The organism is Nocardia sp. bgisy134, from assembly GCF_057708325.1.
In genome coordinates, this window is the sequence record NZ_JBYIRW010000008.1 from 16,366 (window position 1) to 30,869 (window position 14,504).

Below are 14,504 nucleotides of genomic sequence, written 5' to 3' on the forward strand. Positions count from 1 at the left end.
GTTCGACCGCAACACCCCTCGTTGTCGCGGTCACGAAACGAGATTAGGGAGCGGGGCGCGGCCGGGCGCGAGTAGTGGACTACCCGAAGATCGGCTCGGCGGTGCCGCAGCAGCCGCCGAATACGTCGCGGGCGGTGCGATTGTCCGAAAACCGCTGAGTAGCTGAGTCAATCCTCCGGGCGCACATAGGGATTCGGGACCGTCGGCGGCAACAGCGCGATCGCCGAGATCCGTTTCATGCCACACACCTGCATCAGGTCGACCACGATCGAACGCACCTGCGCGAACACCACGTGCGCCGAAAGTCCGGCTCCCGCCACGAGTTCCGGCCGCGCGCCCTTGGCGACCGTGCGCAGCACCCTGGCCGCCTCCGCTTGATCGGGCTGCTCACCGGGGTCGGCCAGCATCATCTTGCGCACCACCTCGACGGCCTGGGCGAGCCGCTCCACCTCGTCGACCAGGCGCGGGTCGAGGATTTCGTCGTCGCGCACCAGGCTGAGCGAACGACGCAGCAGCACCCTGGTATTGCGGACGGCGTTGTCGAGCGGGTCGGCGGTGGCGTGAATGCGCTCCAAGCGGGGCCGAGAGTTCCAGTACAGCGGGGAGATTCGGCTGATCTCGCGTCCGCCCTCCAGGCTGGAGCGCAGCGAATCGATCTGCGACTGCGTCGCGCGCGCGGCCGAGAGGCCTACGCGGATCTTCTCCGGATCCTGCTCGAGCAGACCGTCGGCGCACTGGGTCAGCGATTTACCCATCACCGCAAGGATTTCCGCCGCGTGCTCGCGGGCGCGGCGCACCGGATGCAGCGGAATCGCCGCGACGATCACGACCCCGACCAGCCCGCCGATCAGCGCGTCGATCATGCGGTCGAAGCTGCCGCCCGCCGAAGGCGGCATCAGTGTGGCGACCAGCACCGCCGAACCGGCCGCCTGCATGGTGATGATGGACCCGCCGTCGAGGAACACGGCCAACGCCATGGCCACCGCGACCACCAGCGCGATCTGCCAGACGCCGGTGCCCGCGCTGGAGATGAACAGGTCGCCGATGCCGATGCCCACCGCGACGCCGACCACCAGCTCGATGGCGCGCTTGAGCCGAGCGCCGAACGAGATGCCGATGGAGACGACCGCGGCGGTCGGCGCGAAGAACGGCACCGGATGGCCGACGATCTGGTGCGCGATGAACCAGGCCAGCGCCGCGCCCAGCGCGCACTGCACGATCGGGAGAGCCGACAGCCGCAGGCGCGCCCACGCGCCGCGCAGTCGCTCGGCGCCGCCTGCCGTGGCGACGCCGAAACGCGAATCCGGGTCGATCAACTACGACTCAGTCGAGGCCGAGCTCTGCCGCGGCGCGCGGGTCGCAGTCCTCCAGCAGGTCCAGGCAGCGCGCGTATTCCTCGGTCTCACCGATCGCCTTGGCCGCCCTCGCCAGCGCGCCGACGCTGCGCAGGAAGCCTTGGTTGGGTTCGTGGCTCCACGGCACCGGGCCGAAACCCTTCCAGCCGTTCCGGCGGAGCAGATCGAGGCCGCGGTGGTATCCGGTGCGGGCGAAGGCGTAGGCGGCGACGATGTCGTGGTTCACCACGGCGTCCGCCTCCCCCGCGCCGCCGCGCTCGAGAGCGGCCTCGGCGAGGTAGGCCCAGGCGATCGACGCCGCCGGGTGCGCGGCCGCGACCTGCACCGGATCGGCGTTGTCGAGCAGCGCGTCCTCCGCCTCGGGGTTTTCGGGTAGCAGTACCGGTTGCGGGCCGAGCAGATCACCGAACGAGGTCATGCGGTTCATTGTGCACTCCGGCAGGGCGGGCGCGCCCGCGGGCCGTGGCGAGGGCGGTGCCTCGGTGTTTGCTGCGGCCGGGCGCGGGTTATTGACGGACCTCGCCCGGCCGTTCCTATTAGGCTGGCCGTCGACTTGCACAGATCTTAGGAGCGAGGGGTAGTAGGTGTCCGACCCGAACGACGAGAAGAACCCGGCGCGCGACGCCGGTTCCGCCGATCAGGCGGGGGCGCGGGACCCGCGCGACCAGCGTCCCGTCGTGCCGGAGAACCCGCAGGCCACCACCCCCACGCAGCCCATGCCCGCCGCGGGTTCGGGCCAGTCGCGGATCATCTCCGGCGGAGGGTTCGGCGCAGCCTGGGACCAGGACGAGAGCCCCACCGATTCCGCTGCCCCGAGCGCGTCGGCCGACCGCCCCGGCGCATCGCAGGCCGGTCAGCAGGGAACCTCCGCCGCCGCAACCGCCGACCGCCCCGGCGCTGATGCCGCGCAGTCCGGCGCACCCGACGCGGCGACCACGGAAATCCCACGCGGCGGCTCGCCCGCAACCGAATGGGATCGACCGACCGTCGCGGGAACCGCAGCAACTGGAGCCGGGACCACGACCGCCCAGGCGCGGCCCGCCACCGCTGGTGGTGCCCAGTCCGGAGAGCCGAATGCCGCCCCGCAGCAGGGCGACTTCGAAGGCAGACCGGACACGACGCCACGACAGCGTGATGCCGCAACGACCCCCGCCGCAACCACAGACCGCCCCGGCGCTGACCCCGCGCACCCCGGGCGACCCGACGCGGCGACCACAGAAGTCCCACGTGGCGGCTCCACCACATCCGAATGGGAGCGACCGGGACCCGCAGCACCTGCCGGCACAGGAGCGGGGAGCGCCGTAGACACGACCGCCGCCCGGCAGGGCGCACCCGGTTCCACGGCCGCCGCTCAGCAGGGCGCACCCGGTTCCACGGCCGCCGCTCAGCAGGGCGCACCCGGTTCCACGGCCGCCGCTCAGCAAGGCGGGCCCAGTTCCACGCGCGCCGCTCAGCAAGGCGCACCCGGTTCCACGGCCGCCGCTCAGCAAGGCGCACCCGGTTCCACGGCTGCGGCGCAGCAAGGCGCGGCCGGAGCCAACGCTGCTCAGGCCGGCACCCCTGCCGCCACTCAGCCCAGCGCGGCCACGACAGCAGACTCCAGCGCCGCCGCAACCGGTTCCGACGCCGCTGGATCGGGCGCTCCCGGAGCCGACGCTGCCGCCGGACAACAGGGCACGGACGCTTCGCAGGCGACCTCCAGCGGCCACGGCACCACCCCGACGCAGGGCGCTGCTGCCACACAATCCGGCGATGCCGATCGACGAGGTGCAGGCGCTCAGCAGAGCGCTCCTGCCGCACAGCAGGGCGCATCCGCACCCCGAGCCGGTGGCGTTCAGCAGGGTGGACCCGCCGCACCGCAGAACCCGGGCGCGGCCGACGTGGGTCGCCCGGCGGCAGCCGCAGCAGGGGGCGCAGCTGCCGGACAGCAGGGCGCTGCCGCGCCGCAGGCGACGTCCGGAGGTCAGGGCGCGGCCTCGACGCACGACGCTGCCGCCGCACAACCCGACGCTGCCGCCGAACAGCGAGGTTCAGCCGGTCAGCAGAGCGGACCCGCCACGCAGCAGAGCACACCCGCCGGACAAGCCGGTGGCGTTCAGCAGAGCGGACCCGCTGCGCAGCAGGGCGCACCCGTCGCCCAAGCCGGTGGCGGTCAGCAGAGCGGACCCGCCGCACCGCAGCGTCCGAACTCGGGAGGCGCGGGTCGCCCCGCCGCGGCCGCAGCAGCTGCGGCCGCCGCGCAGCAGGGCGCGGGTTCGCGACCGCAAGGTTCTGCCGCGCAACAGGGCGGACCCGCCGGACAGGGCGCGGCCGTCGACAACCAGGCTGCCGCGCAGCAGGGCACCGCTCCCGCTCGGCAAGGCGGCCCCGCCGAACAGGGCTCCACCCCCGCGCAGGGCGCTCCCGCCCAGCCCGCCGCCGAAGCCGAAACCACCGAGATTCCGCAGAACCGGCCGGGTGCCGGAGCCGGTGCGGACGAGCAGGGTCCCGCACCGTCGAGTGCCGACTACGAGACCGTGGTCATGCGGCGGGTCGATCTGGTCGGCCAGGACGACGAGGAGGACGAGCCCGGTCCGGCAGGCGCGGAGGCCGCGACCGTGGTGATGCGGCGTGAGCCGCAGGACGCGCGGGCCGATATCGCCGGGGCCGACGCCGCGACGATGGCGATGCGGCGTGAGCCGCAGGATGCACAGGACGATATCGCCGGGGCGGACGCCGCGACGATGGCGATGCCGATCGTCCGGCCCCTCGGTGACGACGACGCGAAGACGATGGCGCTGCCGATTCAGCGTCCGGCGGGCACCGACAAGGTGCAGGGGCAGCGGCCGCTGTCGAAGCCGCCGACCACCCCGCGTCCCGCGCCGGGTCCGAAGCAAGCCGGTCCGCAGGGTCCGGCGGGTCCGCACCAGGCCGGTCCGCAGGGTCCGCCGCCGAGCTCGCCCGACGAGGTCGAGGACACCCGGCCTTCGCCGCCGCGCCCGGCGCCCCAGCAGCGCCAGGTCGCGTCCGCGCCCTCGCCCGCCGACCTCAACGCGACCCGTCCGGCGCAGTCGGTGATGGACGGGGCGGGTCAGCGTCCGCCCCAGCAGCACCCACAGCCGCAGCAACCACGCCCGATGGCCCAGCCGCAGCGCGTCCCCCCGGCTCCGCCGACCCAAACCCCGGCCGCGGAACCGGCGCCGGCGGGTCGCTCGAAGCGCTGGCTGCTCGTGGCGGGCGCCGCGGCCGCGGTGCTGGTGCTCGTTCTCGTCGGGTTGTTCGCGTTTGCGGGCAGTGAAACCGAGGAGGACAAGGTCCGCACCGCGATCGGCGACTACACCAGCGCGCTGCGCGACGGCGACCTCCCCACGCTGCGCGACAGCACCTGCGGGCCGCTGCACGACTTCTACCAGAACATCCCCGACGACCAGTTCGCGGGCGTGCACCGACTCTCCGAGGAACGCAAGAACATCCCGGTGGTGGACAGCATCGACGCGATCCGCATCACCGACGGCACGGCCATCGCTCAGGCCACCGTCTACACCGATGCCGATCCGAGTAAACGTTCGGCGCGCACCTTCGATTTGGAGCGCACCGACAACGGCTGGAAGGTGTGTGATCCGCCCGCGGGAACTCCATAGGCGTCAAGCCGGGTGAGCGGTGCCAGTGATCACACTTACCTGGTCAACGGACCGGTACGGCCAGTAGCATGGCCCGGATCATGCGCAGGGAGCAGACGATGGCGGAGCCGGGAGCCGTGGATACGGCGTCGCTGGCAGGACGACGATTCCAGGTTCGGGACCACTACCAGGTCGGCCGGGAGAAGGTGCGCGAGTTCGCGCGAGCGGTGCAGAACCATCACGACGCGCACTACGCCGAGCCGGGCGCACGCAGGCTCGGCTACGACAGCGTCGTCGCGCCGCCCACCTTCGCCTCGGTGATCGGCATGGCGGGCACCAATGCCCTGCTGGACACGGTGCTCACCGACTACGACCTGACCCAGATCCTGCAAACCGATCAGGTCTTCGAGATGCACCGGCCGATCCTGGCCGGTGACTCCATCCGCACCCAGATGCTGATCGAGTCGATCCGGCAGTTCGGCGACAACGACTTCATCACCGTGAAGTTCGAGCTCGCCAACCAGCACGACGAGATCCTGCAGGTCGGCTCGACCACGATCGTGGCCCGCCGCGGCGCCGAGGTGGACCCGAACCTGATCGAGGCGGTCGACAAGATCTTCATGCACTCGCGTCCGGAGCCGGAGCCCGGTGATCCGTTCCAGCACGACACGCTCGTCCCGATCGAGTCCGACACGGACGAACAGACGCGCATCCCCCCGCCGCGGGCCGTGCACACGGGCCCGAACTTCGACGAGCTGACCGTCGGCGGCCAGCTGCCCCCCGGGACCGCCTCGCTGACCCGAGGCGACCTGGCCAACTACGCGGGTGTCGCGGGCGATCCCAATCCGATTCACTTCAGCGAGCGCGCCGCCGAGCTGGTCGGGCTCCCGACCGTCGTCGCGCACGGCATGCTGACCATGGGCCTGGCCGCCGAGTACCTGACCGCCTGGCTCGGCGATCCCACGGCCTTCGAGAAGTTCAGCGTCCGCTTCTCCGGTTTCGTTCCGGTGCGCGCCGACGCGGCGAGCACGATCGAGTTCACCGGCAAGATCAAGTCGCTCGACCCCGAGCGGCGGGCGGGCACCATCGTGCTCGGCGGCACCGCCGAAGGCCGCAAGCTTTTCGGCCGCGCCGTCGCCGAGGTGCGCTTCTCCTGATCGTCACTCCTCGATGGCGGCGTGCATCAGGTAGACGTTGTAGTCGCTCCAGGTCGAGATCTTGAAGTACAGATCCGAGCCCGTCGACCACGGGTGGATGAAACCTCCGTACAGCTCGGGGTAGTCGAGCACGGTGACTGTCGGCGTGCCCGCGGACCACACGCCCTGCGGCGAATCCGCTTCGCGCACAACGATGGCGGCGCGCGCGGTGTCGAGATAACTCATCTGCCATACACCGCGCGCCGCGTCGTAGCGGACCGAGAGTTCGCCTGCGGGCGCGTCGACGATCGGTGTCGCGCCGCCCGATCCGCCCACGGGCGTCCACTCGCCGTCTCGCCAGTACTGATAGGCGGTGGTGTTGAGGATCTGGTCCTTCGCGACCCTCGCCAGGCCGACACTGCCGAGCCGAGTATTGGGCGTGCCGAACACGTAGACGTGATCGCCGTGCGGAACCATCGCGCTCACTTGGAAATTCGCGAGCCCGAAGATGTTGTCCCAGCGCGCGTGCGGGTCCTTGGTCCAGGTCTGGCCGTGATCGTCGGAGTAGGCGATGCCGCCGTAGTTGGTGAAGAACGTGCCAGGCACGCTGTGCCAGGTGCGCATCGACATGTAGCTCAGGTACTGCCGATCGCCGAGCGCGAAACCGGAGGTCGGGATGGTGGTGATCTCGACGTTGTCGAGCTTGCGGCTGGACAACACCTCGGCGGCGTGGCACCGGCCGTCGGTGACCATCCGGTCGTAGGTCATCCCGTCGGACAACTCGCGGTCGGTGCTGAAGGCGAGCACGTTGCTGCGCCAGTCGCCGCCCATGCCGCCGGGCGGATGGAACCCGCGGCCGACGGTGTCGCCGAACGCGACCGCGATCTCGCCCGGCGCGCTCTCCCACATGATGCCGAGGTCGGTGCCGTCCACCTGCCAGCGCTTGTCGGTGCGGTTCACCGAGTTGGCGCCGGTCTGTTTGGCCACCTCGCGCACCGCGGTGATGCGCGGCGCCGGGCGCTCGGGCGACTGCGCCGCGGGTTCGACGGGCGGGACGACGCGCGGCGGAGGCGGCGGCACCGGACCTGGATCCGGGCCGGGGCCGGGCACGCCGAAGTGGAAAGGCTTGGGGCTCAACAGGATCTCGGGGATGCCGAGCCGACTTGCCAGGCCGGGCGGAGGCGGCGGGCCGTCGGTGAGATCGGGGCACGGGTTCACGCACGGGTCCTCGGGCAGCGCGACGTCGGTGCGCACCGGCACGGGGTCGGGCTGCTGGGGCGGCAGCACGGTGATCACCGGATACGGGATCGGCACCTCGAGGGTCTTGGGAACGAGCGGTTCGTGAACGGGCCGAGGGTCACTCACGCACGGGCCGCTGCCCGGCACACCCGCCGCGACGCCCGGCGGTGGTGCCGCCTGCGCGAGCGGTCGATCGCCGTACACCAACGCGCCGGCCCCGAACACCACGGCGCCGACCGCGGCCATCAGCCGCATGGCCATATGCAACCCCTCGACGTTTGACGGACTCACGGTCGGGTCGACCCTACCGGCCATCACCCGCAGACCAGGAGATACTTTTCGAAATCCCCTGGACAGCCGAGAGTGTCGGCCGGTCGCCGAGGCTGTTGACGGACTCCGTCCTGAGGCGCACGTTGGATGCGTGAGCACTTCAGTGATACGCCGCTGCGCCGTCGCGGCCTTCGGCGTTATGAGCGTGATGGGCGTCGCCGCACCCGCTGTCGCCGAGTCGCCGCCGTTTTCGGTGGTGTCGGGCCCGCGGGATGCCGATCCCGGACCGACGTACCGACCGGGACCCAAGGGCAACAACGTGCCGCCGCCGGAGGAGAACGACGAGCGTCCGCGCCGGTACTACACCGACTGCGATCAGGTGCGCGCAGAAGGGGCCTGGCCGCTGTACCGAGGCCAGCCCGGCTACGCGTCGTACCTGGACACCGACGGGGACGGCATCGCCTGCAACTGAGGCGTACCCGCCCTACTGCACCGCCTGGAAGACCAGGACGGTCGCCCCGATCCGGATGACGTCGCCGTCGGCGAGCAGCGCACCGCTCTCGATCGGCTCCTCGTTGATGTACACGCCATTGGCGGAATGCAGGTCCTTGATGAGGAGTCCGGCCCGGCTCGGCATGATGTGCGCGTGGTAGCGGCTGGCCTTCGGGTCGTCGAGCACCAGGTCGTTGTCGGTCATCCGGCCGATCCGCATGCCGCCCAACGCGATCGGCTGCACCCGCCCGTCCGGCATGCGCAGCTGACCGCTGCGCACCGAGCGCGGCAGCTCGGTGACGGTCTCGGTCATGGCGGCGGCCAAACGCTCGGTGCGCTTGAACTCCACGGTGTTCAACGGCTCCTGGCGCAGCACCCGCTGCTCCAACTCGACCAGCGCGGGGCCGGGGTCGATACCGAGTTCGTCGGCGAGCACGGTGCGCACCCTGCGGCACGCGTCGAGCGCGTCGGCCTGACGGCCGGAGAGGTAGAGCGCGGTGATCAGCTGACCCCACAGCGGTTCACGCAACGGATGCTCGTTGGTGATCGAGACCAGCTCGCTGATCACCGAAGACGTACGCCCGCAGGCGATCTCGGCGTCGATGCGGGCCGAGACAGCGAGCAGCCGCTCCTCGTCCATCGCGGTGGCGAAGCCGTCGGCGAATTGCAGACCGGCGAGGTCGGACATCGCCCGGCCGCTCCACTCGCGCAGGGCGTTGCCGAACAACTGTGCCGCGCCCGCGTGATCGCCGACGCCCGCGGCTTTGGCCGCGGCATCTCTGGTGGCCTCGAAACGGCCGAGGTCGCAGGCCTCCTCGGGGATCTCCAGGCGGTAGCCCGAGGACTCGGTGCGCAACACCTGCGCCGGATCCACACCCGAATTCCGCAGCGCCTTACGGATGTTCGAGACGAACACCTGCAAGCTGGCGGCGTAGGAATCCGGCGGATCCTCGTTCCACACCATGTCGGCAAGTGCGGCCGATGCCACCGCGCGCCGCCGATTGACGGCCAACGCGGCAAGCAACGCTCGCGGCTTGGGCCCGCCGACCGCCACCGGCTCACCACCGACGAGCAGCCGAACGGGCCCGAGCACACGCACATCAAGACTCATGAGCTCGGGCCCCCGGAGAGACAGGGGTCAGGCGCTGATCGACCGCCCCGCAGACTTCAGATCATTGCACGCCTCGAGGACGCGCGCCGCCATCGAGGTCTCGGCCTTCTTCAGGTAGCTGCGCGGGTCGTAGGTCTTCTTGTTGCCGACCTCGCCGTCGATCTTGAGCACACCGTCGTAGTTGGCGAACATGTGCGCGGCGACCGGACGGGTGAAGGCGTACTGGGTGTCGGTGTCGACGTTCATCTTCACCACGCCGAAACGCAGCGAGTCCTCGATCTCCGACTTCAGCGAGCCCGAGCCGCCGTGGAAGACGAAGTCGAACGGCTGCGCGTCCGAGCCGAGGCCGAGCTTGGCGGCCGCGACGCGCTGGCCCTCGGCCAGCACCTCGGGCTTGAGCACCACGTTGCCCGGCTTGTACACGCCGTGCACGTTGCCGAAGGTGGCGGCGAGCAGGTACTTGCCGTTCTCGCCGGCGCCGAGGGCGTCGATGGTCTTCTCGAAGTCCTCGGGCGAGGTGTAGAGCTTCTCGTTGATCTCGGCCTCGACGCCGTCCTCTTCACCGCCGACGACGCCGATCTCGACCTCGAGGATGATGTTCGCGGCGGCGGTCGCCTTGAGCAGCTCCTTGGCGATCTCCAGGTTCTCGTCGATCGGGATCGCCGAGCCGTCCCACATGTGCGACTGGAACAGCGGAAGGCCGCCCGCGTTCACCCGCTCCTGGGAGATGGCGATCAGCGGACGGACGAAGCTGTCCAGCTTGTCCTTGGGGCAGTGGTCGGTGTGCAGCGCGATTGTCACGTCGTACTTCGCGGCGACCACGTGCGCGAACTCCGCCAGCGCGACCGCACCGGTGACCATGTCCTTCACGCCGAGGCCGGAGCCGAACTCCGAACCACCGGTGGAGAACTGGATGATGCCGTCGCTGCCCGCGTCGGCGAAGCCCTTGATGGCCGCGTTGATCGTCTCCGACGAGGTGCAGTTGATGGCCGGGAAGGCAAAGGAGTTCGCTTTGGCCCGACCGAGCATCTCGGCGTAGACCTCCGGAGTCGCGATGGGCACTGTGAAGACCTCCGTGTCGTGCGGCAAAAGGCGGTAGCCAAATTCTGTCAGGCCATACCCTAAGGCAGGGGCGTTTCGCGACCTATACGGCCCGGTATCGCGGGCGGGTCAGTCGGGGCAGCCCGGAACGAACCGGGCGGCCCGTCCGGTTGTGATCCGGACCACGGCCGACCACGGCTCTCGGTCACAGCAGCGGTGCGATCCGCCTGGTTGATCGAGGGTAATTTCTCGCTCGACGGGGGATTCTCAGTCCGACCCGGTACTGTGGGCCGGGTAATTGCGCTGGCAGCTTCCGACGCGGTGGCAAGCAACGTATATAGGCCAGCCGCATCCCGGGACAGGAGGCCGCGTGATTCTGCAGGCAGCGACCGAATCGGTGACGACGAACCTCGCGCTGACCCAGTTGCTGGACCCGATGTACCTGCTCCAGGAGACGTGGCTCAAGAACGCGGTATTGCCCGCGATCCTCGTGATCGTCTTCATCGAGACCGGTCTGCTGTTCCCGCTTCTGCCCGGCGACTCACTGCTGTTCACCGGCGGCCTACTGGCCGCGCAGGACCCTCCGGTGGTGTCAATCTGGGTGCTGGTGCCCGCCGTCGTCTTCATCGCCTTCGCGGGTGACCAGTGTGGTTATTGGATCGGACGCGCCATCGGCCCGGCGATCTTCCGCAAGGAGGACACCCGCTTCTTCAAGAAGTCCTACGTGACGGAGACGCACGCGTTCTTCGAGAAGCACGGCCCGAAGACGATCATCCTGGCCCGGTTCGTGCCGATCGTGCGCACCTTCATGCCGGTGCTCGCGGGCGTGTCCAAGATGGATTACCGCAAGTACGTCGCGTTCGACATCATCGGCGCCGTCCTGTGGGGCGGCGGCGTCACCATCCTCGGCTACTTCCTCGGCGGCGTCGACTTCATCCGCGAGCACGTCGAGGCGATCTTCCTGCTCATCGTGTTCGTCTCGATCCTGCCCGGGATCGTGGCGGTGGCGAAGAAGCTGACGAACCGCGGCGCCGCCGAGCCCGAGGTCGTCGAGCCCGAGCTGACCGCCTCGGCGAACGAGACCACCCGCTGAGGCCGGTGTCCAGCGCGTCGTCGCCCCTCGCGGTGGGCAGTTTCGATCCGCTGATCTCGGCGGGCCCCGCGCTCGTCTGGACGGTGGTACTGACTTTCGTCTTCCTGGAATGCGCGTTCATCATCGGGCTGTTCCTGCCCGGTGACTCGATGCTGATCACGGCGGGCATCGTGATGGCCTCGCACGCCACCGGCGAAGCGCAGGTGTGGGCGCTCTCGGTGGGAGCGATGGTCGCCGCGATCTCCGGCAACCAAGTCGGGTACGTCATCGGGCAACGCACGGGCCACCGCTTGGTGGCCCGCAAGGACGGCCGATATATCAACGCCCGCAATCTGCAACGGGTCTCCGAGTTGCTGCAACGGCACGGTTTTCTCGCGGTGCTGGTGGCCCGGTGGATTCCGTGGGTGCGGACACTGTGTCCGATGGTCGCGGGCGCCGCGGGGATGGAGCACCGCAGATACACCGTCGCCAGCACCATCGGCGCCATCATCTGGGCCCCGGTGCTGCTGCTCATCGGCTTCTACGCGGGCAGCTTCCTGGAGCGCGTGCCGTGGCTGATGCCCGGCGTGATCTGCACGCTGGTGCTCGGCCTGATCATCGGCACCATCCTCGGCATCCGGCACTACCGCCTGGAGATGGCGAAGCCCGCGGAGGAGTTCGACGTGGACGTCGACGCACCGACCGTGGTGCTCCCCCGGGTCGAGTACTGAGAACCGGCGGACCAGCACACGAATCGAGCGCTCGGCGTCGTCGCCGAGCGCCGAAAGTGGATCAGAGCCCGGCCGCGCTCACCTGGTAGGCGGCCTCCATCAGCAGCCAGCCGGACAACTGCACCGACAGATCGCGCTCGGGCACCTTCGACGAGGTCACCGAGCCGCCCGAGGTGAAGTAGCCCGCCCCGGCCGTGCCACCGGGCAGCTGGGCGGGCTTGCTCCAGTCGGCGCCGAACAGCGGCTCGCCCTCGACCTCGAGACGATTCGCCCAGGCCGCCGTGGCCGAGGCTCGCACGATCGCGGCCGCGGCCTGTCGGTCCGCGACCTGCTGGCGATCGTCCCCGGGCAGCATCATCGCGACCACCGCGAGGTAGCGGGCGAGGATCCCGTTGAACAGTCCGCCGTCGCCGCCACCGCCGCCCTTGATGACGCCGCCCGCGGTCATGTGGTCCTCCACCGCGACCAGCAGCCGGTGCACCCGCTCCAGGTGCCGCTCCTCACCGGTGTGCATCGCCAGCTCGGCCTCGACACCGAGCACCACGCCCTGGCAGTAGGTGAACGTCGGGCGCTCGATCACCCCGGAGGGCAGGTGGATGCCATCCAGGATCAGGCCGGTGCCGGGATCGCGCAGGGTCGCGTCCAGCCAGTCCGCCATCTCCTGCGCACGGGTGTGCCGACCGAGGCGGTTGAGCGCGATGGCCGCGGGGCCGTTGGCGGGCGCGTTGTAGTAGTCCGCGCGGACCCGCCACGGGATGCCGCCGCCGACCTCCGGATTCCACGCCTCGTACAGCTTCTTCTCCAGCGCGACCAGCGCGCCGCGCGCCTCGGTGACGCCCTGGGTCCGCTCGGCACGCTCCAAAGCGATGGCGAGCCAGGCCATGTCGTCGTAGTAGTTGTTGGTCCAGCCGGTGATGTTGCGAATGCGGTGCGAGCGCACGAGTTCGCCGATCCGCTTGCGCCGCACCGATGTCGGCGCACGGTTGGCCGCGTCCACCGCGCAGTCGATCAGGTGCGCCTGCCACCAGTAGTGCCAGGACACGAAGGCGCGCTCACGCTTGGTGGCCGGCCAGCCGACGACGCCGAGTTCCGTTCTGGGACAAGCCCACAGGGCCCGCAGGTGCCGGGAGACGATCGCGGATTCCGCCATATCCGCCCGCTCCGACCAAAGCGCGGGCGTTGGTGCAGCATCCTGCCCAGTCCGTGGGCTCCGCGAGGTCATCCCTCAATGGTGCCAGTTGGAAGCCAGTTCCCGCCGCCGAATTGTTACCCGGCCGACGCCGAATCGTGCACACCACAAGATCGTTCACCACGCCGTCGCGAGATCGGCGTGCTGGCGAATCCACGCGTGCATGGCGATCCCGGCGGCCACCCCGGCGTTGATGCTGCGGGTGGAACCGAACTGGGCGATCGAGACCGTCATCGCCGCCGCGTCTTTCGCGTGCGCGGTCACGCCGGGACCTTCCTGCCCGAACAACAGCAGGCAGTCGCGCGGCAACTGCGCGGACTCCAACGGCACCGAGCCGGGGACGTTGTCCACGGCGACCACGGTGAGACCCGCGCGCTCGGCGAAGGCGAGCAGTTCGGCGAGGTCGGTGTGGTGCTCGATGTGCTGGTAGCGGTCGGTGACCATGGCGCCGCGGCGGTTCCACCGCCGCCTGCCGACGATGTGCACCGCGGCGGCGGCGAAGGCGTTGGCGGTGCGCACCACGGTGCCGATGTTCGCGTCGTGCCCGAAGTTCTCGATGGCGACGTGGAACGGATGCCTGCGCGCGTCGATGTCGGCGACGATCGCGTCGCGCGACCAGTAGCGGTAGGCGTCGACCACGTTGCGGCGGTCGCCGTGCGCCAGCAGTTCGGGATCCAGCCGCGGGTCGTCGGGCGGCGGGGCGCCGTGCTCGTCGAGCCACGGACCGACGCCGTGCGGGTGCTCGCCCCACTCGGTGGGCCCGGGGAGGTGCTCCCCCGGGGAAAGGTCCGTGGTGTCCGACGACGAGTAACTCACCTGGACGATGCTAGTTCCGGCGCGCAAACGCACCTCGGCCCGCGCTCCCGACTGCGCGGCGCCGCCCGCGGTCGTCGCCGGGCTGCGCCGCTCAGTAGGACGACGACGAGTTCGCGGCGATGATCGAGATCACGATGACGGCGATGATGCCCACGAGGTAGACGAGCATGATGATCGTGCCGACGATGCCGCAGACATAGCCCGCCTTGACGTTGCCGCGTCCGCCGATCGCGCCGCCCGACGCGTCGATCTCGTCGAGCGCCCGCTTGCCCATCACCCAGGCGAACGGCGCGCAGAGCTGGCACAGCACCAGCCCGAGGATGCCGAGCACCAGGATCGTGGTGGACTGCGGGTGGTCCGGCGGCGGACCGTACGGATTACCGTAGGGCTGCTGCGGATAGCCGTACGGCGGTGGGTAAGTCATGCGGGTGATGCTAGTTCCAAAACCGGCCG

At 70.1% G+C, this 14,504-nt stretch carries 13 protein-coding genes; 5 read left to right on the forward strand and 8 right to left on the reverse strand.

Translation table 11 applies throughout. The annotated features are described in order from the left end of the window. Positions 1-167: 167 nt before the first annotated feature. Entirely contained in the window at positions 168-1,316 is a 1,149-nt protein-coding gene (locus AC3ERS_RS15700) for an FUSC family protein (RefSeq protein WP_431968046.1), read from the reverse strand. A gap of 7 nt (positions 1,317-1,323) precedes the next feature. Continuing rightward, positions 1,324-1,773, reverse strand: a complete 450-nt coding sequence (locus tag AC3ERS_RS15705) for a DUF3151 domain-containing protein (protein WP_431968048.1) — start codon at positions 1,771-1,773, stop codon at positions 1,324-1,326. 166 nt (positions 1,774-1,939) lie between these two features. On the opposite strand from AC3ERS_RS15705, the gene AC3ERS_RS15710 reads away from it, so the two are divergent. After that, entirely contained in the window at positions 1,940-4,975 is a 3,036-nt protein-coding gene (locus tag AC3ERS_RS15710; protein ID WP_431968050.1) for an Rv0361 family membrane protein, read from the forward strand. A gap of 98 nt (positions 4,976-5,073) precedes the next feature. Continuing rightward, positions 5,074-6,111 (forward strand): fused (3R)-hydroxyacyl-ACP dehydratase subunits HadA/HadB, encoded by a 1,038-nt coding sequence (locus tag AC3ERS_RS15715; protein ID WP_431968052.1) that lies wholly within the window; start codon positions 5,074-5,076, stop codon positions 6,109-6,111. A 3-nt stretch (positions 6,112-6,114) separates the two neighbouring features. Here AC3ERS_RS15715 and AC3ERS_RS15720 read toward each other — a convergent pair whose 3' ends face one another. Beyond that, on the reverse strand, positions 6,115-7,590 hold the full coding sequence (locus tag AC3ERS_RS15720; protein WP_431968543.1) for a glycoside hydrolase family 183 protein: 1,476 nt from the start codon (positions 7,588-7,590) through the stop codon (positions 6,115-6,117). Positions 7,591-7,750: 160 nt separating this feature from the next. On the opposite strand from AC3ERS_RS15720, the gene AC3ERS_RS15725 reads away from it, so the two are divergent. Next, a complete protein-coding gene (locus AC3ERS_RS15725; RefSeq protein WP_431968054.1) occupies positions 7,751-8,071 on the forward strand; it encodes an excalibur calcium-binding domain-containing protein in 321 nt (106 codons plus the stop codon). Between the two features lie 12 nt (positions 8,072-8,083). Here AC3ERS_RS15725 and AC3ERS_RS15730 read toward each other — a convergent pair whose 3' ends face one another. Beyond that, complete coding sequence (locus tag AC3ERS_RS15730) at positions 8,084-9,202, reverse strand: BTAD domain-containing putative transcriptional regulator (protein WP_431968056.1); 1,119 nt, start codon at positions 9,200-9,202, stop codon at positions 8,084-8,086. A gap of 27 nt (positions 9,203-9,229) precedes the next feature. After that, entirely contained in the window at positions 9,230-10,264 is a 1,035-nt protein-coding gene (gene fbaA / locus AC3ERS_RS15735) for a class II fructose-bisphosphate aldolase (protein WP_431968058.1), read from the reverse strand. A 415-nt stretch (positions 10,265-10,679) separates the two neighbouring features. Between fbaA and AC3ERS_RS15740 the strand changes: the two genes are divergently transcribed. Both AC3ERS_RS15740 and AC3ERS_RS15745 read left to right on the forward strand, forming a co-directional pair. Beyond that, on the forward strand, positions 10,680-11,336 hold the full coding sequence (locus AC3ERS_RS15740) for a DedA family protein (protein ID WP_431968545.1): 657 nt from the start codon (positions 10,680-10,682) through the stop codon (positions 11,334-11,336). A gap of 5 nt (positions 11,337-11,341) precedes the next feature. Further along, positions 11,342-12,046 carry a DedA family protein gene (locus tag AC3ERS_RS15745; protein WP_431968060.1) on the forward strand — a complete coding sequence of 235 codons (705 nt, stop codon included), beginning with the start codon at positions 11,342-11,344 and terminating at the stop codon, positions 12,044-12,046. A gap of 61 nt (positions 12,047-12,107) precedes the next feature. Here the strand turns inward: AC3ERS_RS15745 and AC3ERS_RS15750 are convergent, their stop codons facing one another. From AC3ERS_RS15750 to AC3ERS_RS15760, 3 genes are all read right to left on the reverse strand, one after another. Beyond that, on the reverse strand, positions 12,108-13,196 hold the full coding sequence (locus AC3ERS_RS15750) for a glycoside hydrolase family 76 protein (protein WP_431968062.1): 1,089 nt from the start codon (positions 13,194-13,196) through the stop codon (positions 12,108-12,110). Positions 13,197-13,352: 156 nt separating this feature from the next. Next, the gene (locus tag AC3ERS_RS15755; RefSeq protein WP_431968064.1) at positions 13,353-14,051 is read right to left on the reverse strand and encodes a TrmH family RNA methyltransferase; all 699 of its coding nucleotides are present in this window, start codon (positions 14,049-14,051) and stop codon (positions 13,353-13,355) included. Positions 14,052-14,142: 91 nt separating this feature from the next. Continuing rightward, positions 14,143-14,475 carry a DUF4190 domain-containing protein gene (locus AC3ERS_RS15760; protein ID WP_431968066.1) on the reverse strand — a complete coding sequence of 111 codons (333 nt, stop codon included), beginning with the start codon at positions 14,473-14,475 and terminating at the stop codon, positions 14,143-14,145. Between the last annotated feature and the right edge of the window lie 29 nt (positions 14,476-14,504).

Bases quoted from the DNA above. Each gene is read 5' to 3' on its own strand.
- AC3ERS_RS15705 (WP_431968048.1), bottom strand. From the start codon at position 1,773: ATGACCTCGTTCGGTGATCTGCTCGGCCCGCAACCGGTACTGCTACCC.
- AC3ERS_RS15715 (WP_431968052.1), top strand. From the start codon at position 5,074: ATGGCGGAGCCGGGAGCCGTGGATACGGCGTCGCTGGCAGGACGACGA.
- AC3ERS_RS15720 (WP_431968543.1), bottom strand. From the start codon at position 7,590: ATGGCCATGCGGCTGATGGCCGCGGTCGGCGCCGTGGTGTTCGGGGCC.
- AC3ERS_RS15730 (WP_431968056.1), bottom strand. From the start codon at position 9,202: ATGAGTCTTGATGTGCGTGTGCTCGGGCCCGTTCGGCTGCTCGTCGGT.
- AC3ERS_RS15740 (WP_431968545.1), top strand. From the start codon at position 10,680: ATGTACCTGCTCCAGGAGACGTGGCTCAAGAACGCGGTATTGCCCGCG.
- AC3ERS_RS15750 (WP_431968062.1), bottom strand. From the start codon at position 13,196: ATGGCGGAATCCGCGATCGTCTCCCGGCACCTGCGGGCCCTGTGGGCT.
- AC3ERS_RS15760 (WP_431968066.1), bottom strand. From the start codon at position 14,475: ATGACTTACCCACCGCCGTACGGCTATCCGCAGCAGCCCTACGGTAAT.